Origin of the sequence: Mycobacteroides abscessus ATCC 19977 (assembly GCF_000069185.1) — a bacterium.
Classification (GTDB): Bacteria; Actinomycetota; Actinomycetes; order Mycobacteriales; family Mycobacteriaceae; genus Mycobacterium; species Mycobacterium abscessus.
The window spans coordinates 233,278-251,706 of sequence record NC_010397.1; the positions used below are offsets into that span (position 1 = coordinate 233,278).

The 18,429-nt window shown below is 61.1% G+C and carries 25 protein-coding genes and 2 tRNA genes; 22 read left to right on the plus strand and 5 right to left on the minus strand.

The features are described 5' to 3' along the window. Positions 1-63 precede the first annotated feature (63 nt). Together MAB_RS01265 and MAB_RS01270 are read left to right on the plus strand one after the other, a co-directional pair. A tRNA-Ser gene (locus MAB_RS01265) sits at positions 64-152 on the plus strand. 48 nt (positions 153-200) lie between these two features. Further along, positions 201-276: transfer RNA gene (locus MAB_RS01270), tRNA-Arg, on the plus strand. A gap of 67 nt (positions 277-343) precedes the next feature. Here the strand turns inward: MAB_RS01270 and MAB_RS01275 are convergent. Next, positions 344-1,507 carry a tyrosine-type recombinase/integrase gene (locus tag MAB_RS01275; RefSeq protein WP_005112911.1) on the minus strand — a complete coding sequence of 388 codons (1,164 nt, stop codon included), beginning with the start codon at positions 1,505-1,507 and terminating at the stop codon, positions 344-346. Next, complete coding sequence (locus MAB_RS01280; RefSeq protein WP_005112912.1) at positions 1,500-2,180, minus strand: hypothetical protein; 681 nt, start codon at positions 2,178-2,180, stop codon at positions 1,500-1,502. Before MAB_RS01280 ends, MAB_RS01275 begins: the two co-directional genes overlap by 8 nt. A gap of 82 nt (positions 2,181-2,262) precedes the next feature. Between MAB_RS01280 and MAB_RS25280 the strand changes: the two genes are divergently transcribed. The 19 genes from MAB_RS25280 (at position 2,263) to MAB_RS01370 (ending at position 16,317) form a co-directional block, all read left to right on the plus strand. Next, positions 2,263-2,388: a hypothetical protein gene (locus MAB_RS25280; RefSeq protein WP_005113792.1), complete on the plus strand. Its 126-nt coding sequence runs from the start codon at positions 2,263-2,265 to the stop codon at positions 2,386-2,388. Next, complete coding sequence (locus MAB_RS01285; protein ID WP_005112914.1) at positions 2,388-2,699, plus strand: hypothetical protein; 312 nt, start codon at positions 2,388-2,390, stop codon at positions 2,697-2,699. The genes MAB_RS25280 and MAB_RS01285 overlap by 1 nt, the downstream gene beginning before the upstream one ends. Positions 2,700-2,859: 160 nt before the next feature. After that, complete coding sequence (locus MAB_RS01290) at positions 2,860-3,576, plus strand: hypothetical protein (protein WP_005115702.1); 717 nt, start codon at positions 2,860-2,862, stop codon at positions 3,574-3,576. Between the two features lie 304 nt (positions 3,577-3,880). Further along, positions 3,881-4,057: a zinc finger domain-containing protein gene (locus tag MAB_RS01295; protein WP_005112919.1), complete on the plus strand. Its 177-nt coding sequence runs from the start codon at positions 3,881-3,883 to the stop codon at positions 4,055-4,057. Further along, positions 4,054-4,590, plus strand: coding sequence for a hypothetical protein (locus MAB_RS01300; RefSeq protein ID WP_005112920.1), 537 nt, complete (start codon positions 4,054-4,056; stop codon positions 4,588-4,590). Before MAB_RS01295 ends, MAB_RS01300 begins: the two co-directional genes overlap by 4 nt. Positions 4,591-4,623: 33 nt before the next feature. After that, positions 4,624-5,382 carry a hypothetical protein gene (locus MAB_RS01305; RefSeq protein ID WP_005112921.1) on the plus strand — a complete coding sequence of 253 codons (759 nt, stop codon included), beginning with the start codon at positions 4,624-4,626 and terminating at the stop codon, positions 5,380-5,382. A gap of 2 nt (positions 5,383-5,384) precedes the next feature. Then, positions 5,385-5,807, plus strand: a complete 423-nt coding sequence (locus tag MAB_RS01310) for a hypothetical protein (RefSeq protein WP_005112922.1) — start codon at positions 5,385-5,387, stop codon at positions 5,805-5,807. 122 nt (positions 5,808-5,929) lie between these two features. Continuing rightward, positions 5,930-6,187 (plus strand): helix-turn-helix domain-containing protein, encoded by a 258-nt coding sequence (locus tag MAB_RS01315; RefSeq protein WP_227975877.1) that lies wholly within the window; start codon positions 5,930-5,932, stop codon positions 6,185-6,187. Between the two features lie 64 nt (positions 6,188-6,251). Further along, positions 6,252-10,235 carry a phage tail tape measure protein gene (locus MAB_RS01320; protein ID WP_005112923.1) on the plus strand — a complete coding sequence of 1,328 codons (3,984 nt, stop codon included), beginning with the start codon at positions 6,252-6,254 and terminating at the stop codon, positions 10,233-10,235. A gap of 69 nt (positions 10,236-10,304) precedes the next feature. Continuing rightward, a complete protein-coding gene (locus tag MAB_RS01325; RefSeq protein ID WP_005112924.1) occupies positions 10,305-10,616 on the plus strand; it encodes a hypothetical protein in 312 nt (103 codons plus the stop codon). A gap of 2 nt (positions 10,617-10,618) precedes the next feature. Further along, positions 10,619-11,356, plus strand: coding sequence for a hypothetical protein (locus MAB_RS01330; protein WP_005112925.1), 738 nt, complete (start codon positions 10,619-10,621; stop codon positions 11,354-11,356). A gap of 220 nt (positions 11,357-11,576) precedes the next feature. Beyond that, positions 11,577-11,921, plus strand: coding sequence for an HNH endonuclease (locus MAB_RS01335; RefSeq protein WP_032701295.1), 345 nt, complete (start codon positions 11,577-11,579; stop codon positions 11,919-11,921). 102 nt (positions 11,922-12,023) lie between these two features. After that, positions 12,024-12,365 carry a hypothetical protein gene (locus MAB_RS01340; protein ID WP_012296284.1) on the plus strand — a complete coding sequence of 114 codons (342 nt, stop codon included), beginning with the start codon at positions 12,024-12,026 and terminating at the stop codon, positions 12,363-12,365. Beyond that, entirely contained in the window at positions 12,358-12,720 is a 363-nt protein-coding gene (locus tag MAB_RS25095; RefSeq protein ID WP_012296285.1) for a hypothetical protein, read from the plus strand. Before MAB_RS01340 ends, MAB_RS25095 begins: the two co-directional genes overlap by 8 nt. Beyond that, a complete protein-coding gene (locus tag MAB_RS01350; RefSeq protein WP_005112930.1) occupies positions 12,710-13,378 on the plus strand; it encodes a class I SAM-dependent methyltransferase in 669 nt (222 codons plus the stop codon). The genes MAB_RS25095 and MAB_RS01350 overlap by 11 nt, the downstream gene beginning before the upstream one ends. Next, on the plus strand, positions 13,366-14,325 hold the full coding sequence (locus MAB_RS01355; protein WP_005112931.1) for a hypothetical protein: 960 nt from the start codon (positions 13,366-13,368) through the stop codon (positions 14,323-14,325). Before MAB_RS01350 ends, MAB_RS01355 begins: the two co-directional genes overlap by 13 nt. An 85-nt stretch (positions 14,326-14,410) precedes the next feature. After that, complete coding sequence (locus MAB_RS01360) at positions 14,411-14,704, plus strand: hypothetical protein (protein WP_005112932.1); 294 nt, start codon at positions 14,411-14,413, stop codon at positions 14,702-14,704. 9 nt (positions 14,705-14,713) lie between these two features. Continuing rightward, positions 14,714-15,814 carry a hypothetical protein gene (locus MAB_RS01365; RefSeq protein ID WP_005112933.1) on the plus strand — a complete coding sequence of 367 codons (1,101 nt, stop codon included), beginning with the start codon at positions 14,714-14,716 and terminating at the stop codon, positions 15,812-15,814. A 68-nt stretch (positions 15,815-15,882) separates the two neighbouring features. Further along, complete coding sequence (locus tag MAB_RS01370) at positions 15,883-16,317, plus strand: hypothetical protein (protein WP_005112934.1); 435 nt, start codon at positions 15,883-15,885, stop codon at positions 16,315-16,317. Here MAB_RS01370 and MAB_RS01375 read toward each other — a convergent pair whose 3' ends face one another. Then, positions 16,318-16,542, minus strand: coding sequence for a hypothetical protein (locus MAB_RS01375; RefSeq protein WP_012296287.1), 225 nt, complete (start codon positions 16,540-16,542; stop codon positions 16,318-16,320). Between the two features lie 280 nt (positions 16,543-16,822). Between MAB_RS01375 and MAB_RS01380 the strand changes: the two genes are divergently transcribed. Next, entirely contained in the window at positions 16,823-17,257 is a 435-nt protein-coding gene (locus MAB_RS01380) for an SRPBCC family protein (protein WP_005083775.1), read from the plus strand. On the opposite strand, the gene MAB_RS01385 is transcribed toward MAB_RS01380, so the two are convergent. After that, positions 17,247-17,798: a GNAT family N-acetyltransferase gene (locus tag MAB_RS01385; protein ID WP_005112936.1), complete on the minus strand. Its 552-nt coding sequence runs from the start codon at positions 17,796-17,798 to the stop codon at positions 17,247-17,249. The genes MAB_RS01380 and MAB_RS01385 overlap by 11 nt on opposite strands. Next, the gene (locus tag MAB_RS01390) at positions 17,795-18,388 is read right to left on the minus strand and encodes a TetR/AcrR family transcriptional regulator (RefSeq protein WP_005063057.1); all 594 of its coding nucleotides are present in this window, start codon (positions 18,386-18,388) and stop codon (positions 17,795-17,797) included. Before MAB_RS01390 ends, MAB_RS01385 begins: the two co-directional genes overlap by 4 nt. Positions 18,389-18,429 lie beyond the last annotated feature (41 nt).

Here is an 18,429-nt window from a genome sequence, read left to right on the forward strand (position 1 = left end):
CTCTGTGCCCTCGGCGGTTCGGGATCCATTTTTATGGGTCCGGAGTCCCGCTCAGGAAGTTCAGGAGGCGTGCCAGAGCGGCCGAATGGGACTCACTGCTAATGAGTTGTCCCCTTTACGGGGGACCGGAGGTTCAAATCCTCTCGCCTCCGCGTCGGTCTGCAGGCCAAACCTGTTGACCTGCAACAATTGAATAGTAAGCGCCCGTAGCTCAACGGATAGAGCATCTGACTACGGATCAGAAGGTTAGGGGTTCGAATCCCTTCGGGCGCACCATTTATCAGGGGGAATGGGAAAATCAGGGCAGGCGACACGCCCGCAACTTGATACTTTCCCGCTACTTTCAGGCGCTACTTTCCCAGTACTGCTCCAGAGCACTCCGGGCGTCCGGGCCTTGAGTCTGGCGCTGTAGGTAGTGGGCCTCGGTCGTCGCCAGCTTGGCGTGGGATAGCTGCTGCTGGGCCTTATCTGGACCTAGCTCGTCGCGGATCACCGTGGCGACTGTGCGCCGGAAACTGTGCGGCGTGACCCAACTCAGTTCTTCCGGCAACGCAGCGCGCATGGAGCGCCGCAGATTGGCCAAGCTCATCCATCCACCGTCGCGATTAACAAACACGGGGCCGTCCATGCCCGACTCACCGATGAGTGCTGTCAGCGTCTCAACGCCGAACTTGGGCAATATCACGGTGTGGTCGGGGGCGCCGGCTTTGCGCTCGTCCTGCCGGTGTAGTGACTTTCCCGCGATGCGCCCGTGGTCGATCAAGGTTCCGGTGATCGTCAACGTCGGCGGGTCGGCAAGGAGGTCTACGTCGCACCACCGCGTGGCCAACACTTCATTGGGCCGACAACCCGTGGCGATGAGAAGCTCCACGAATGCGGGCAGTAGACGGCCGGGGCGCGGCCCCGATCCCTTCCGGTTCGCGTACTCGTGGACGGCGGCACGGATCTGCCTAAGCTCAGTCGCGTCAGCCGAGCGAGGCTTTCTCCTGCCGGTGCCAACAGTCTTGGTCTCCCGCATCGGGTTCACGGGCATCACATCGAACCGGCAAGCCATCGAGAACATGCCCATGAGCACCATGCGCAACCGCTTGGCCTGACTCTTGGAGGCCATGCCCTGTATGTAATTGTGGGCGTTCTGCGTCTCCAGCTCCGTCACGCGCAGAGACCCCAGCTGCGCGGCTCCGTGCGTTCTCCACACCGCCCGATACTGATCTACCGTCTGTTGCTTAACGCCGTCCTCGGCAGCCTTCGCTTCGACCCACAGGTCGAACAGGTCGCCGAGGACGGTTTTTTCGTTCACCAGCTGCCCGGACTTTGGTGGGCGACGCTTCGCCAAGTGCCGCTGTAGGGTACGCCGTGCATCCTCGGCAGACTTCTCACTCGACCGCTCCACCCGCCGACGTTTACCGTCATGATCACGGACGTAGGTGACGGCGAAATACTTACCACCAGAGGATCGTTCGGTGATGCGACCGTGCTCGCCAGGTCGAAGCCGTTCCCTAGGCATCGAGATTCCACCCCCGAGCGGACATTTCAGACTCCATCCGCTCCATTCTTTCTTGATAGATCTCAATGAGCGACCGGATTGCCTGGGGGTTGGCATCGGTTGCGCCGCCCTCAACGAACTCCTGCGAAATCCGCTCACTGCTCATCGCAGTGCGAATCGTCTTCTGCATCGTTTCTCGATTGCGGGACAACTGAAGTCGCCGCAAGTTGGATAGTTCGGCATCCATGCGTGACGGATCGATGGCACCCGCGCTGCCAATCCCTGACCGCGGTGTGTGTCCCGAAAACCACTCCACTGCATTCAATGACCGAACGGGCTCCCCCGGCAAGAGGTCTACTTCTCCATCTGGGAGTGCGGGATACAGCAATGCGACCGGTGGCATATCCAGTGCAGCGGCCAACACGACCAGCTCTGCAACCCCAAGCACGCTGCCTCGGTGGCCCGAGTCCAGCTTGGAGATAACTGTGGCGGGTACCCGGTAGCCAAGTTCTGCTGTCCGATCGCTTAGCCATGTGGCGGATCGCCCGTTTCGCGCATCCTTCATGGCCTTGCCGACACGCTTCACCAGTTCGGCGGCCCAGTCGTCGTCTCGCTCATTCTTCACGCGCCGAGTATCCACCGATTCTATGCGCCTGTCGAATTTAGGTGTACCGTCATACGTGTCACGCAACATTCCACAGCATTCTCTGCGTGTCACGAATGGAAAGGAGGGAAGCATGAACAACTGCTCCGCAGTTCAACGAGCGCTTGGCGACGTGAGCCTGTCAACCGTCCGCCGTCTTTGGAGAACCGGTGAGCTCGAATCGGTGACTATCGGCAGGAGAAGGTTCAGCACCGACCGTCAGCTGGCCGACTTTATCGCCAAGCTGGAGGCCGTCTAATGACCCAGCCAGCGTCCCCGACCGGCAGCAGCACGAGTGTCGAGACCTTGATCAGGCATGCGCATGGCCTTCTTGATCGGTGTGGGATTCGTTTGTCCCCGTCGAAGGTCAGCCGCCTGGTGCGTGAGTACAAGCACCGGGTGGAGCAGAACGGCTTTCCGTTCGAGGCATTCCTCGTCAACACCGTGCAATTGACGGCAGAGCAGCGCGCACAGGCCAGGCAGAACCCGGAGATCGCCCGCGTCATCAACTACGTCGACCGGACCGGGGAGACGGCGGTCAACAACGTAGTGCGGGAGCGGGGGTTCTGATGCGCCATCTACCGCAGTCCGAACACTGCGACCTCGGCCTAGATCCACGGGCCGATCACACACCGGACCTACGCCCGGAAAAAGAACTGCCCCCGACCAGCACCGCCAAGCACCAGGTCGAGGGCAACCAACCAATTCCATTGAGAGGAATCGATCTCTAATGAGTGTAAGCACCGGGTACGACGAGCGGCAAGCGCTCTGCTGCGAGTGCGGGAACCTGCGCAGCTGCCGTCGACCCAAAAACTATCGTGAAGAGAACTTCTGGCTGAACCGACCAGTGGACCGAAGCTGGCACCGGGAAACCGGTGACCTCAAATGCGAGCACTGCGCGCGGACTACTCGGCACGCCCTCCTCTACCGGGAAGGTGACGGCTTCAAGGATCACGCCGAGCGGCTGGAGCGGATCGCGCTCGGAGGCAGTGACCCGCTCGATGCGGAATCGTCGGGCGTCACCGAGCAGATCAAGAAGAACTACCGGATCGGGCGCCAGACCAACCCCCACCTACGTCACTCGTGGTGGACCGGTGACGCCGATCAGGCGCGGGCGCTGGGTACGTCCACGGTCGTCACTCTTTGCGGCGACAAGTATGAAATACCCGACAACCCAGTGGCATACGACGACGATGAAGACGAGATCGGCCCCGCCCAGACTCGCGCCGCCCAGTACCACCGGCAGATCTTTTCCGATGATTCCCCACCCGAGGGATGGGACTATCAGGACTGCCCAGACTGCACGCGCGTAGTCAATGAATGGGTCATAGAACGCAATCGCAACTACTTGATGGCCAAGCTCACCAAGTTGATGCGCACCGCCTTTGATCTGAATGCACCTGCGCTGGAGCGCCTTATCGCAGTCGTTGAGCAGGCGGAGCTATGACGAACTTAGGCAGCATGCCCACACAGGCTCTTCATGATGAGTTGTTCAAACGCATCATCGCGAACTACGAGCACGCCAAGATCCCTTGCCAATACAGGAATCTCGGGTGCCGTCGCCCGGCAAAGTGGTTGTGGATTCGGAAGCACTCACACGGTGGCGAGCGGTTCACCCTCTGTGGTCGCCACAAGAACTATTGGCGCCGAGGGGTAAACACGCTCATCGCCGTCCAGGGCTACTACAAGTGCCCGGGGTGCGAGACGCGGTACCACAGCGCCGATGAGGTCGCGTCTGTGAGGCGGCTCTGATGACTGACCACGAAGAAGAAACCGGGCGACACGACCGGCCCACCCTCTACGACATTCTCGGCGCTGATGGTGAGTGCACGGAATGCGGTGCAGGCGTGGGCGAGGTGTGCCGGTTCACCAATGGCGTGAAGAAGAAGGTGCCGCACGGATCACGGTGGAGGAGGCGGGCCGGATGACAGATGCAAGGTTCCCGGATCGGTGGCTGACAGACCGACGTCTCCAGCGGTTAAGTGACGGCCACTTCCGGGCCTTCATCACCTCGCTCACATGGTCGGTATCCAACCGCACAGACGGGGTGATTGAACCCGAAGATCTGGCGCTGATTCCGAACTTCGCAGCCGGGGCGGTGAAGGCGTTTATCGCGGCTGGACTGTGGTCGCCCAAGGGAAAGAGCTGGCACATCACGGAGTTCACGGTGACCCAGACGACCAAAGAGCAGCTCAATGCCATCGAACAGCAGCGGGCCAATGAACGGGAAAAGAAAGCACGGCAGCGGGCAGCCAAGCTGGACGCGGCTACCAGCACTAATGCCGATGTCCCCGTACCTGTCCCGGCGCCTGTCCCCACCCCTGTCCCGGGGGACGTCCCCGGGGACAACCCAGGCAAGGACAGGCCAGGCAAGGACAGGCCAGGACACTCGCCCAACGTCCTTCCCTTCCCTGACGACTGGCACGGCACCGGAGATAACCCCTACACCGAATACAAGTAGTTCCCCCACAACATCTTTCAGAGGAGTAGATCAATGAGTGAAGTAGCAGTACTAGAGCAGGGTGCCGACGTTGAGGTCGTCGTACCTATGGACCGGCGTTCAGCAGAACGACTAGATCAGCGCATCCGTCAGGTTGCCGGGACAGTCAGGGACAACTTCGTGAAGCTGGCCGCGTTCGTGGAAGAGGCTAAGGCTGGAAATATCCATGAGGTACTTGGGTTCGCCAGTTGGACAGCGTATCTCGCCGACGCCCTCGGTGGTCAGCTGGAAGTGCGCGGGCCGGTGCGTCTGGAGGTCGTGCAGTTCCTAGCCGGTGAAGGGATGAGTACACGCGGTATAGCTGCGATCACCGGGGCGTCGAAGTCCACTATCGCGAATGACCTTGCGCAGGTGTCCAATTCTGGACACGTGGATTCGGACGGCGATCAATCAGCTGTCCCAAATGGGACACCTGCCGATGAGCAGAAGACGGTCGGGCTAGACGGCAAGGAATACCGGAAGCCCAAGCCGCGTAAGAAGCCAGAGCCCAAGCCAGTAGAGGAGACCGCACAAACCGAGGACACTCCCCCGGCACGTGCAGTCCAAATACCCACCGCTATACGGCAGCTCACGGTGAAGCTCAAGGGCGCGACGGACGAACTCACGGCACTGACCTACGACAAGCGTTGGGACAAGGCGTTAGGCCGTCTCACCGATGCGGACGCCGAAGCACTGCAGACCATCGCAGTCACCATCGCCGACATACACGCGGGCATCGCAACCGCCCTGGCCCGGACAGAGGAGGAGGTGTGAGGGTGGGGCCACAAGAGGATCGGCTTGCAGCTGCCCGTGATCAGGCAGCGCAGGCGAAAGCTCAAGCGTTGCAGGATCAGCCGTGGTCCACGTTGTGTGATGTCTACGCGAGTGAGGGGGGTGTGGTGGCAGTGCCCACCCCCGCCGCGTCGGAGTTGATGGGTCGGCGGATGGCGTTCGACATGCTGGCATCCTCGGGTACCGCCGAGGACGTGCACCGCGTGTTCTACGAGTACGTCTCGATTGTGGGTTCGCCCGCGTATGTGCTGCCGGTAGTGACCGGGGCGCTGATGGTGCTGGCGATAGAGATCTGCCAGGCCATGATTGGCGAGCTGGAGAACAAGAGCGACCCCGACCAGCGCATCCATCTGGCCGACGCCGCGCGCATCGCGTGGTCTCTGCGGCTTGAGGGGGGCTCCATTTGAAGGATCTGCCCGACTTCGGCGACTACCTTGACGAACACGGGAATCTGCGTGTGCCTCCCCGCTACGCGAGGTACTTGGAGAACCGGGCGGAGATAACGTCGGCGGTGCGTGACCGGGTGAAGATGTCCGATCCTGCAGGCTGGTTGTTCCTGCAGGCGCTGCATGTTTCAGCATCCCTTGCCGCTAGCGGAAGTAAATCGCCTGTCGTGCAACCAGGTCAGGCATCATTGCTGACAACAGCGGAAGCTGCTGCTGAGATTGGAAAGTCGGCTCGGTGCGTCCGCCAGTGGTGCAAGACAGGGTACCTACGGGCGGAACGTCGAGGTCGTGACTGGATGATCCGGCGCATGGAGCTAGAAGCGCTTAAAGCGTCGATGTAGCCCGCTCACAACTGAATACCCCCTCAATGGCTCGGCTGCACCGATTGCCCGAAGGGGGCAACAGATGGCAGTTGAACTCGCATCAGGGTATGTGTCCCTGTCGGTTAGGGTCGGGGCCACCTCGGGTTTGGGCAAGCTCTTTGATAACGCGCAGAAGCAAGCCACGAGCGCAGGTAAGAAGACCGGCGAAGCCTTCGCCAAAGCTCTTGCTTCCGAAGCGAAAGCCGCCGAGGAGCAGGTAAAGAAGCTCACCGACACCGTAACCAAGTCTCGGGACAAAGAAGCTGACCAGGCAGGCAAGCTCAAGGTAGCGCTGGAAAAGCTCAACGAGGCCCGCCAGGGCGGTGTCTCAGGGTCGAAACTCACCGCCCTGGAGGAATCCCACGCCGCCGCGCTACGCAAGCAACAGGCCGCCGCACAGGATCTAGCCAAGGATCTAGATGCTGTCACCCGCGCACAGAGGCGGGCCACCGATGCTCAAGCCGCCGTGGGGCGCGCGCCGAAGAATGTTCAGAACCGTGTCTCGCAGCTGCTCTCCGGCTCTGCTGATGCAGCGGGGCACGCCGGGGGTTTAGCCGGTCGCAGGTTCGGTGATTCATTCTCTGGCGCTTTGCGTTCCACAGGCATTGTGGCAGCCGGTACAGCAGTGGGAAACCTGGCCGCCAATGCGATGACCAAGGCTGCCAGTTTCGCCACCAGCGGAGTTTCCGCGGTGGTGACTAAGGGTCTGGACTTCGAGAAGACCATGAACACCCTCTCGGGTGTCACAGGTGCTTCGGCAGACGTGATGCAGCGGTTCCGCGACACCGCCAAGGCCCTCGGCAACGACATGACGTTGTCGAACACCTCGGCTGCTGATGCTGCACAGGCCATGACCGAACTCGCCAAGGCCGGTTTCTCAGTGGATGAGTCGATTGCCGGCGCCAAGGGCACCCTGCAGCTGGCCGCTGCTGCGCAAGTCGATGCGGGCAAGGCTGCCGAGATTCAAGCCAACGCCCTGTTGGCCTTCGGTCTCAAAGCCGACTACGCCTCTAAGGCCGCAGATGTGTTGTCGAATGCGGCCAACGCATCCTCGGCGGAAATCACCGACGTGGCACAGGCATTGCAGTCCGGTGGCGCGGTCGCCAACCAGTTCGGCCTCAAGCTCGAAGACACCGCCGCCGCGATCGGCCTGCTGGCCAACAACGGCATCAAAGGCTCCGATGCCGGAACCCTGCTCAAGTCCGCGCTGCTGGCACTGACGGACACCAGCAACCCGGCACAAGGCGCTATTGAAGAGCTCGGTCTGACCGTCTATGACGCCCAAGGCCGATTCGTGGGGCTGGAGAAGCTATTCGGGGACTTGCAGGCCGCCTCCCAGCGGATGACACCAGAGATGTACCAGGCGGCCACCACAACCCTGTTCGGCTCCGATGCGGCCCGCCTGGCCGGCATCGCCGCCAAGGACGGTGCCGCTGGATATGACCAGATGCGCGACGCCATGGAAAAGCAAGGCTCGGCTGCCAAGCTCGCCGCAGCGCAGAACCAAGGACTACCGGGGGTCATTGAACGGCTAAAGAACGCCGCCGAAACCCTGGCCATCACCCTGTTTGAGAAGGTCCAAGGCCCGTTGTCGAGCATCGGGGACGGACTGACCGGGTTTACCAACAAGATGCAGGACGCTTTCGAGAACCCTGCCGTAAGCCAGGCAGCCGGGGCTATCGGTGCCGCCCTGTCCGGTATCGGGGCCGCGTTCGGACGGATCCTGTCAGCCGTGGGTCCGGCGTTGGTGGGCGGGTTGTCGAACGCTGTCAACCTGATCGTCCGCTTCAAAGACTTCCTAATCCCTCTCGTCGCCGGTCTAGTTGCTTACAAGACGGTGATGCTCGCTATCACCGTGGCCACGAAAGCGTGGGCCGCAGTCCAAGCCCTGCTGAATATCGCTTTGACCGCCAACCCAATTGGTTTGATCATCGCCGCCATCGCAGGTTTGGTCGCCGGAATCGTAGTGCTATACAACCGCAACGAGACATTCCGAAAGATTGTCCAAACCACTTGGGCGGCAATAAAGACAGCGATATCGGCAGTGTGGAATTGGCTATCGACCACCGTATTCCCCGGCCTGAAACTGGCATTCACCGCTATCGGGACCGCCGCCACCTGGTTGTGGAATAACGCGATAACCCCGGCCTGGAATGGCATCAAAGCCGTCATCGGTGTCGCGTGGGAGGTTGTCTCCGACATCTTCAACAACTGGGTGCGGGTCGGCCAGCTCGTCGGACAAGGTGCAATGTGGTTGTGGAACAACGCAATCCAACCGGCATGGGACGGAATCAAGAACGCGATCAGCGCCGCGTGGGACTTTGTATCGCCCATTCTCGATAAGTTCTCCGCCGGATGGGATGCACTCAAGTCCGGCATTTCCAGCGCCTCCAGCGCGATCAAAGATGCTGTCACATCCGCATTCTCGGGACTAGCCGCAGTCATCAAAGCGCCCCTGAAATTGCTGGGCACATTCCTTGCCTCTATCCCGTCTGAGGTATTCGGGTTCCAGATCCCCGGCGCAGACAAACTCAACTCGTGGGGTAAATCCCTACAGGGCTTCGCCGCAGGCGGATTGGTGCGCGGACCCGGCTCGGGTACTTCTGATTCCATCCTGGCGTGGCTATCCAACGGCGAAGGAGTGGTCACCGCCAAGGGAATGAAGCACGGCGCGGGAATCGTCGCGGCCCTGAACTCAGGCTGGGTGCCATCGCCCGCATACCTGGCCGACATGATGCGCGCCCCCGGATATGCCGAGGGCCTGAATCCCGGCGCGGACTATCTGCGGTCCCTGGTGATGCGGATGTGGCCGCAGATCAAATCCATCGGCGGCAGGCGCTCCGAGGACGGCTTTGGCGAGCACTCCACGGGGAACGCGATTGACATCATGATTCCGAACTACCAAACCCCGCAAGGTATGGCGCTCGGAAACGCAATCGCAGCTTTCCTGGCCAACAACGCCAGCGCCCTAGACCTCAACGGATTCATCTGGCGTCGGCAAAGTTACGGCTACGGCGGTTCGTTCACTAGCGGCACCCCAATGGATGATCGCGGCGACGACAACAAGAACCACATGAACCACGTGCACGTGATTCTGGGCTCTGGCAGAGGATCTGGCGCCGCAGCGGTAGGACTACCGACAAGCAACATCTCTCTGCCGTCCGGTGGGTCCGTGGCCGCACGAGCGATGGGCAACACCGGATCTTCCGGCGGCTCATCGAAACAGGCCCGCGAGGCCGATGACCGGATCACGGACCTGTCGAACCGGCTCGATGTCACCGAGCAGGAATTGGCCGACCTGGAGTCCAACCCGAAGGCTAAAGAGACCACCAAGCAGCGCAAGCGTGACATGGTCGACAAGCTCAAGCGCGACCTGCAGCAGGCCAAGGATGATCGGGCATCGCTAGACCTGGGTGGTTCCAGTGGTGGATTCGGTGGCGGCAACAACCCGTACGCCAAGATCATGGAGGGAATCTCCGAGATCTTGCCGGACTTCGGCGGCCTGGCCGACATTGGTATCGGTGGGCTCAAGGAATCGCTTCTGCCTCCAGGGTTCTCGGACCCGATGCAGTGGGGCTTTATGCAAGCCGGTTCGACCCTGCTGAAGTTCTTCGGGGGCCTGCGCAACGTCTCCGATGGGAAACCCCTACTTGGTGAGGGCGGGGCGCTCATGGCCAACATCACCGGCGCTGCGATGTCCGGGTCTGGCAGCGGAATCGTCGACGCGATCAAGACAATCATTCCGGCTCCGTTCGGCAGCATGGACGCCGCTCAACTCCAAGGGGCACCAGGCGATATCAATCCCGTTATCGCGGGTGCTCAAATCCCCGGCACCGGATTCGGCGACATGGGTTCGGCCTTCTCGCAAGGCAGTGCGGCACCCAACGGCAACGGGTCTCCGGTCGACCAGTCCATCAACTTCAACGCCCCAGTAGGTACGGGAGTGGATCAGGCGATGCAGAAAGCCCAGTCCGCGCAGAACCAGCAGTACCGCCGCAACAACGGCACACGGACGATGCCGAGCTGATTTCCCCTAGCGGCACAAAACATGTGGCCGAGCAACGGGATACCGCACCATCAAACCATGGAGGCAACAATGACGACCGCCGAGACCCGGCGCGAAGCACTGGCCGCGCAGCTGCTCAACCAACCGCGCCCCGACAACATTCTGGGCGTCCTGGAACAGCGCGACGCTATCGACCGCGTAGCCGGTGTCGAAAACGACGACGTAGCACAGCGGCTCATCACCCTAGCCCTGTCCGTCGATGACGAAACGATGGTGCGAGCTCTACTGCACGGCGCCTACCGATACCGCTGGCATCACGCCGTGGCCGCATACGCGGAGGGCAGGCCCGAAAATGCCACGGCTGCAATGGAATTGTGGCAACTCACAGCAAAGGACGAATGATCATGACCGATCTATCTACCGCAGCACCCCAGAGCATGTACCCGCACCAACCCGGTTACGTGCCCTCCCCACCGCCTGACGACATGCGGCTAGAGCCGGGGGCGCGATCCCATGAACCCAAGTTCGACGGCACCCACTACGAGCAGGCAGAAGCGCTATTCGCCCATGTGCAAAAGGAACTGAAAAAGCACATCGAAAAGACGGCTGCGAATGCGCACCTCTACAGCCAAGAGGGGCTGAGGAAGCAACTAGCGGCATTTCAGCACACCGACGCGGCCAAGGGCATCGACAAGGCATTGGCTCGGGTGGAAGCAGTACACGAGCAGGCTAAGGCAGACATGGAACGCGTCTATCGCGAGCTCACACCCCCCGGGGATGCAGTCGCGGAGTCCCGCGCCGCACGGTACTGGCACCGTTCCGAGCGCCTACTTGACGCATCTAAGGACAAGCAGGGCATCGCAAGGCAACTCATTGAGAAGTCAAGCAATGAAGAGCTCGCAGTGCTACTCGAAGAGCTGCCCGTTTACTTGGCAAGCGTTGGTGCGCAGGGGTCCTGGCTAGATGAAGAGGTGGCCAAGCGGTCTCCCGCGTACGGCATGGCGAAGCGCCGCGAGCATCGGGCAAGTCAGGCCGTAGTTCAGGTCAAGAGCTCGGCGCTTCTCCTGCAAAGCGCACTGAGGGAAGGCCGCGCAATGCATGTGCCCATCCGCTTCAACCGCAGCATCGACCCCGACAAGTGACTTCGGTGTTGACGATGCCACCAGCCGCAACGGCTACCGGTGTCGTGACCACAACGCCGGACGGTGCCGAGGACGGTCACACCTCGCGCACCAACCCCGGCCCGTCCACGTGCACCGCGCCCGGTTCCCGCGTGGTGCCGCACAGGCGAGCCACCGGCCCCGCGCTCTGGTCCTCAGACAAACCAGGGTGCGGGGCCAACACCAAGCAAGGAGAACCCCATTGCCTAGAGCCCCAAAGCTCTGCGCCGACAAGGACTGCATAGCCCTCGTCCACCCGCCGCTGCGCTACTGCCCCGAGCACACCAACCGATGGAAGCACTCACCCCGAACAGTCGGCGCCAAGCGCTGCTCCACAACCGAGTGGAAGCACCAGCGCATCAAGTGCCTACAACGCGACGAACGCAAGTGCCAGATCCGCGGACCCCGCTGCACCGTCATAGCCACCGAGGTAGATCACGTCACCGCAGTCGCATTCGGCGGCACAGACGACCTAGAGAACCTGCAAGCGGCATGCCACAACTGCCACGCCACCAAGAGCGGACGCGAAGGAAGGAGCGCCCAATGACCCCGGCCTCCACCCCCTACCCGGCATGCCGGCTCCCTGACGGCCCACGCTCTAAATCCCGTCTCTGCACGCATAAACGCACCGTTTTGATTGGAGGACACCATGGCTAGGTCCCCAGAGGCCCGTCGCATAGTCCGTGAGCTGGAAAAAGAGCTCGAATCAGCGTCCGTAAGGGCGCAAAGAAAGCTGTCATTTACGGCCACAGAACGGGCCATTTTGGACCTGATTTGCGCCAATATTGACCGAATTTCGGACCTAAAAGCGGCCTACGACGAGACCACAGAGGTCAAGGTACGCATCAAGCTCTCCACCGAGATGCGGTTACTTGAGTCGTCGGCGGCCCGGATGCTCAAGGGATTCAAGACCGATCTTCCTGCCGCCGAGACGAGCACGACGCAGAAGGCGCGCAAGGCTGCCGACGTTAGATGGCTGAACCGTGCCTAGGGTCAGTGACGAGTCTTGGGGTACTTACGCGCAATACCGCCATCCGGGCGCGTGGGCTGCCGTGGTGTCCGAGGAGCGGTCACGACAGTCGGAAAGCATCTCCCCGTACTTGGAAGATCCTCGGATGTTCCTGACGCTGTCCGAGGCCGAGGCCAAGGTGCTGAAAGCCAAGGCGGTGCGAGACGCAGGCGCCCTGTTTGCCCAGCGGCACCAGGACCCCCAGCCCGTCACGGTCTCTCGTGCGGTGCTGCGATGCCTGCGCTTACCGAACGACCTGCCGATGCTCGAAGACCGCAGCATCCACTGGTACACCGTGCATCCTGACGACACGATCGAGGCAGCTGATGCGCCCTGACGGTCCGGGGTTCTTCGCCGAACTCATGTACGCGGTGAATGCGGCGCCGTGGGACATCGGCGGGCCTCAGCCGGTGATCCGGCAGCTGGTCGCCCTCGGCGCGGTACGAGGTGAGGTGCTAGATCCCGGCTGCGGGACGGGCTGGCATGCCATCGAATACGCCCGCGCCGGATGCTCGGTGACCGGCGTTGATCTAGCCCCGACCGCGATAGCAAGAGCCCGGAACAACACCCGAACCGCGGGCGTAGAAGCGCAGTTCGTTCTAGGTGATGCCACCACACTGGACTACGAGGCCCGCTTTGACACCGTGGTCGATTCCAAGCTCCTCGACAACTTGGACAGCGCAGAGGCCAGAGGGCGCTATCTACGGTCGCTGTACCGCGCTATGAAACCGCAAGGGCGGTTGTTCCTGTACGGATTCAGCGATGGACACGTCAACGGGTTCCATAACCACGAACTCGACGGCATCGACTACGAGATGGCCCTGACGGCAGCCGGATTCACCATCACCTACCTCGGTGAGACCACCTACCGGCTGTCCATCCCAAGCTATCGACGTATCTGCACGGACTGCCCAGACCAGGTGCCGCCCGATGGACAGATCCACATTCCCATGATTGAAATACACGCAGTTAGGAACGGACTATGGCAGGCATAACAGGCTGGTGGGCAGAGATTTTCATCGAACCCGAACCGGCAGTCATCACCATCACGGGAGGCGTGCCGAACGTTGAGATAACCCAAGACGTTTTCATTGAGCCAACCCCAGCTCAATTGACGCTGACCGGTGGACAACCCGCCATCCATCAAACGCTACGACCGGAAGCAGCGGCATTGACCCTCACGGGCGGTGTTCCGAATGTGTCAGTGGGACGGACGATTACACCGGCCCCGGCTAACCTGACCCTTGCCGGCGGAACACCATCGCTCGGACTGAAGATAGCCCCTGCAGCGGCCACACTCACACTCACTGGCGGCACACCTACGGTTCGCATCACAACCCCGCTTTCGTATGTCTCTGCCAACGCCAGTACGGCCAATTCGGTAACCATCCCAGCCCATCAAGTCGGGGATCTGATTGTGCTGTGCGCGTTCGATTCACAGAACACCGCGCCCACGAAACCTTCAGCAGGTGGGACTGTCCCTGACTGGAACTACATCGACAACACCAACACCGTTGCCGGGCAAGGGGCTGTGACAACGGCGTGGTTCAAAGCCACCGCCACCAACACCACGTCGGGCACGTGGACCTGGACAGAGCAGATGATCGCCGTAGTGGTGCGCGGAACTATGCCCGCTTCCCCAATTGGCGGGCATGCCGCCGTGGGTGGCGCTGCCGTCAACGTCACCGCACCGGCAGTGACCCTCGCGCACACCGATGGATCATCGATCCTGCTGCATTTCCACGCCACCGCGTTCCTGAACGCCAGCGGGTGGAGTTCCGCGCCTGCTGGCTACACGCGCCGGATCGTCGCAGGGTCGTCGAGTTCACGGTCAATGGTGCTGAACACGAAAGACTCAACAACCACGGACGGGTCGGTTACCCAACCAGATGGATCCGCGGGTTGGGCATTCGCCGCCGCCACCGTCGAGATCATCAACTGACACCCGCCCCTCACTACGGGCGCAGTGTTACGCTCGCCTGGCAAACAGGGTGACGGGCGTCACCGAGTCGGGCGGGAGGTCTGTTATGGATGGGCGCAGTGACAGCGGTGGGGTTATTCGAGTACGGCCAGAAGAACTGCACCACTCGGCGGCCATGCTGCACGAAATTGCGCAGGACCTCAAAACCGCCCACGGCCAGGCGCACGGCCAATTGACAGACCTGTTGTCCGAGTTCGGGGAAGGGCCTGCCCGCTCCATGCTTGCTGAGCATCTGTCTACGTGGGAAGAAGAGACCCGCTCGCACCACGAGCACCTGACTGGCCAAGCAGAGTTCCACACGACGATGGCCCACAAGTTCGTTGAAATTGACAAGCTATAGGGCCTTTTCGTGACCACATTGCAGCAGATGCTTAAGGCCCCGCAGCTATTCCAAGAGGTGTCCGACGCCGTGCGGAAACGACTTCTGGGTACCGTTGCCGCTGCCGAAAGGGCTGACGCGGTACGCGTTCTGTCTGAGTGGGAAGGGGTTAGCGCCGACGCGGCTCACGAGGCCGGTAAGCGCACCGTGAAGGTGTTCGGCGATTCTCAGGCATCGGATTTGAACCTGATTCGGCGAGCTGACGCGGCGGTAGAAAGCGCCACCAAGAATGCTCAGGACGTAAGGGCGATGCTGGAGAAAGCCGATGCATACCCGGCGATAGAGGTGAATTTAGACACCAACGAAGTTATGCAACCTGACGTGACGGGGATGAATAAAGGGGCTCTTGATCGTATATGGCGAAAATATCAAGACCTTAAAGACGAGGTGAAGCGGTTAGTAGGGGCTGGCGATGAGACTGAATCACAGTTCGCTTCCGGTGTGCAGGATGGGGCCATCGTTGACCCTTCGAGCGCTTTCAAGAATTACCCGATTCCAGACGGATTGAAGCTCCCTCCCCCGGACGGGAAGTCTGAGAATATGGGCCACTGGGTGTTCAAGCAGTATCGAGAAGGTGACCCGGAGACCGTGCCCGCGACAGCGGGATTCAAAGAGTACGCGCCGGGAATGGTCCCAGGGTTCGATAAGCCACCGACCGTCGGAACCCATTGGTTCGTTAAGGATCAGAGCTGGACTGAAGATCAATCCGCTGCCGTTTCGTACGTCGAGCAGAGATACGAGATACGACTCGCTGGACAGGATTACACGAATATTCAGCAGGTTGTGACGGACAGTCAGGGCCGTACGTTCACCGGGCAGTGGGTGGATAATTCGTATGAGGGCCGCTGGAGCAGTCGATCAGTTTCAGCAAATGTCCCATCGCTCGACCAGAGTCAGGTGGGCAGTTGGCAACCCATTTCACATGCCGGTATATCGGACATCTCCAAGGAGTTTCCGAAAGAGACCTTTCGGTACCCGATAGCGCAGCCCTGGAGGTTCCCTGAATACAATGGGATGCCCAGCGGCGGTGTGGTTGAGATCGTCAACGGGCAGCAAAAAAAGGTTTATTGATGTCACGTAAGAATGTATTACTTGCAGTCTCAGCCGTCTTGGCGGTAATTGTCTTAGCACTCGGCGGGGTGTACTTTACGCGCTCGTCCGATGCTCCGGTAGACGCGGGCTGCCAAACCACCAAGGATCTCATCAAGTACTCCGATGACAAGATGGCCGACATCGCCAAGGTCATCAAAGAGAACGACGAAGGCGTCACAAACGACCGGTACGAACATCAAGACACAACTCCGATGTACCGCGAATGGGCCGACAAGATTCGCAACTACGCTGACAGCATCTCCGATTCGGAAACCAAGGCAGAAGCATCCACGGTCGCTGGCAAGGCTGATGACTTGGCGAAGGTGCAAGAGAAGTACTCGGCACCCGTCCCAGACGCACAACTGCAGCAGGCCGCTATCGAGAAGTCGAATGACCTGAACAAGGCTTGGGATGCTTACAAAGCAGCGGAGAACCGGCTACGGAACAAATGCCATATGGACTCCAACGATCCGAAGTTGTAGCTAGCGCTCGGCGGCCTCGTCCACATCTATCGGATTCCCGTCATCGTCAACCGGCCACGGCGGTCGTGGAGTGTCAGGCCAGTCCGGCGCGCCACGCCACAGGTAAGGGCTCGGCATATAAGGGTTCCGCCACAGCCGACGCCGTGGCTGTTTGCGTTGCCGATAGGCGACGTACATCATCAGGCCGAAGAACAGGAACATGCCCAGAGTCAGCAGCGGGGCCACATCCCCAAACATATAGCACCCAACGTCAAGACCCCCAGTGGTTCGTAGGTGCTTGGACACCTTGATTTGACTTCATTCCGCTACTTTCCTGTCATAAACACCCGTGACACCCACTGAATACCCCTGACACCTAGTGATCACCAGGCAAGGCAATTCGATTGTGGCGGTGACACTTCCAGACATTCCTAGATACTCGGGTACACTAACAACAAGGCTCGAATATGTCAGAAGGTTAGGGGTTCGAATCCCTTCGGGCGCACTCATCCGCAGGACGGAGAAGATGACCCGGGTTGAGCGTTATATCCCGCATCCTCCGCGTCGCGTCTGGGACGCGATCATCAATCCGAGCAGTTGGTGGGAATCGCCCGAACAGTCGGCCGAGATCGCCGTCGGCGCCACGTTCGAGCTGAAGACCATCCCGGTGGTGGGAACGCGCTTCAGTGGCAACTTTCACATCGAGATCTTGGATGTGCGGCCCGGCGAGCGTTTGACGACCAGTTTGGTGGCGCTGGCGCATCAGGGCCCGCCCGCTCGTTGGGAGCGGCACACGACGTTCCGTGAGCATGAGGGCGGCACGCTGCTGACCGTTGTCAACGCGGGCGTGGACATGGACGATTCCGACGAGCGGCGGCTGCTGCGTGCGGTCAAAGATCTGCAGGAATGGGAACTGCACGGCGTGGCCGAGCTGCTGGATCGGCCCGGGCCTAGGCCCTGACCAAGCTGTGTAGCGATGCGGACGCCAATATCTGCTCGGCGTCGAATTGAATGAATGTCGATATCGACTCGAACCCCAACCGCCGCAACAGATTGATGGATCTCGCGTTCGCGCTTTGGGTCGCGACGAGCACCGGCTGATCAGGCAATTCGGTGGCGGCGGCGCCGATGAGCGCGGCCGCCGCTGCATAGGCCCAGCCCCTGCCCCAGGAGTCGCGCCGGAATACGTAGGACAGTTCCAGTTCGTCTCCATCGGCGCTGACATGGCCGGGAAGCTCCGAATGTCTGCGGTCGAGTGTCACGGTGCCGGCAAACCGGTCGTTGGAGCTGTCGGCCACGATGAAAGCCCCCGCTGCTGCGGTAGCCGCATGGGGCCCCCTTTCGCCGAGAAACCTCTCCACGTCGGCGCGGGGCCGTGGTCCGCCGAGATACGCGCGCACCTCGCGATCCGTCATGATCTCGATCAGCCCGTCGCGGTCGGCGTCACAAGCCTTGCGGAGCACCACCGCGCCCGCATCGATCCGTTCCGCCCGCACCGTCATGCCAGGCCGTCACGTAGTCGTTGAAACCCCTGGGCCACAAGGGCTCCGGGGTCTTTGGAAAGCTTGGAACCGGATACCGCGAGCTGGATGACCGTGGCCAGGACCGCATACGCGGCATTGCAGACCAGCCGCGGATACAGATCTACGTCGGGATCGAGCCCGGCGCGTCGGCTGACTTCCGTCAGCACGACGGTTCCCACGTCTTCGGACCGGGCGGCGTCGTGCGCCGCCAGCCCTGGATTCTGCGCGGATAGCCGGGTGACAGCCACGGTGGTACTGAAGGCTTCGGAGGTCGCCAGGTCCAGCATGACGGCCTCCAGGGAGTCGACAACGTGCTCGTGCTGGGGGCGCTGACGCAGCAGCGCCACGGCATTGTCTTCGATCCCGCGCAGCGAGAACAGCACGGCGTCTTCCTTGCTGGTGAAGTAGTTACGAAAGGTGCGCGCCGAGACGCGCACCGCGTCGGCGATGTCGTCGACCGTCACCGCGGCCAGGTCGCCCCGGTCGAGCGCAAGTTCCAGGGCCGCACGACTCAAGGCCAGTTTGGTCTCCGACTTCTTCTGCTCGCGCAGGCCGCTGGCTGGTCGCATGTGGTCATGGTAACAAACCTTCCAAATTGGGAAACTTTTCC

Excerpts from the sequence above, each read along its gene's own strand:
- MAB_RS01275 (WP_005112911.1), bottom strand. The coding sequence starts at position 1,507 with ATGCCTAGGGAACGGCTTCGACCTGGCGAGCACGGTCGCATCACCGAA.
- MAB_RS01280 (WP_005112912.1), bottom strand. The coding sequence starts at position 2,180 with ATGTTGCGTGACACGTATGACGGTACACCTAAATTCGACAGGCGCATA.
- MAB_RS01285 (WP_005112914.1), top strand. The coding sequence starts at position 2,388 with ATGACCCAGCCAGCGTCCCCGACCGGCAGCAGCACGAGTGTCGAGACC.
- MAB_RS01290 (WP_005115702.1), top strand. The coding sequence starts at position 2,860 with ATGAGTGTAAGCACCGGGTACGACGAGCGGCAAGCGCTCTGCTGCGAG.
- MAB_RS01295 (WP_005112919.1), top strand. The coding sequence starts at position 3,881 with ATGACTGACCACGAAGAAGAAACCGGGCGACACGACCGGCCCACCCTC.
- MAB_RS01300 (WP_005112920.1), top strand. The coding sequence starts at position 4,054 with ATGACAGATGCAAGGTTCCCGGATCGGTGGCTGACAGACCGACGTCTC.
- MAB_RS01305 (WP_005112921.1), top strand. The coding sequence starts at position 4,624 with ATGAGTGAAGTAGCAGTACTAGAGCAGGGTGCCGACGTTGAGGTCGTC.
- MAB_RS01315 (WP_227975877.1), top strand. The coding sequence starts at position 5,930 with ATGTCCGATCCTGCAGGCTGGTTGTTCCTGCAGGCGCTGCATGTTTCA.
- MAB_RS01320 (WP_005112923.1), top strand. The coding sequence starts at position 6,252 with ATGGCAGTTGAACTCGCATCAGGGTATGTGTCCCTGTCGGTTAGGGTC.
- MAB_RS01325 (WP_005112924.1), top strand. The coding sequence starts at position 10,305 with ATGACGACCGCCGAGACCCGGCGCGAAGCACTGGCCGCGCAGCTGCTC.
- MAB_RS01330 (WP_005112925.1), top strand. The coding sequence starts at position 10,619 with ATGACCGATCTATCTACCGCAGCACCCCAGAGCATGTACCCGCACCAA.
- MAB_RS01340 (WP_012296284.1), top strand. The coding sequence starts at position 12,024 with ATGGCTAGGTCCCCAGAGGCCCGTCGCATAGTCCGTGAGCTGGAAAAA.
- MAB_RS01350 (WP_005112930.1), top strand. The coding sequence starts at position 12,710 with ATGCGCCCTGACGGTCCGGGGTTCTTCGCCGAACTCATGTACGCGGTG.
- MAB_RS01355 (WP_005112931.1), top strand. The coding sequence starts at position 13,366 with ATGGCAGGCATAACAGGCTGGTGGGCAGAGATTTTCATCGAACCCGAA.
- MAB_RS01360 (WP_005112932.1), top strand. The coding sequence starts at position 14,411 with ATGGATGGGCGCAGTGACAGCGGTGGGGTTATTCGAGTACGGCCAGAA.
- MAB_RS01380 (WP_005083775.1), top strand. The coding sequence starts at position 16,823 with ATGACCCGGGTTGAGCGTTATATCCCGCATCCTCCGCGTCGCGTCTGG.
- MAB_RS01385 (WP_005112936.1), bottom strand. The coding sequence starts at position 17,798 with ATGACGGTGCGGGCGGAACGGATCGATGCGGGCGCGGTGGTGCTCCGC.
- MAB_RS01390 (WP_005063057.1), bottom strand. The coding sequence starts at position 18,388 with ATGCGACCAGCCAGCGGCCTGCGCGAGCAGAAGAAGTCGGAGACCAAA.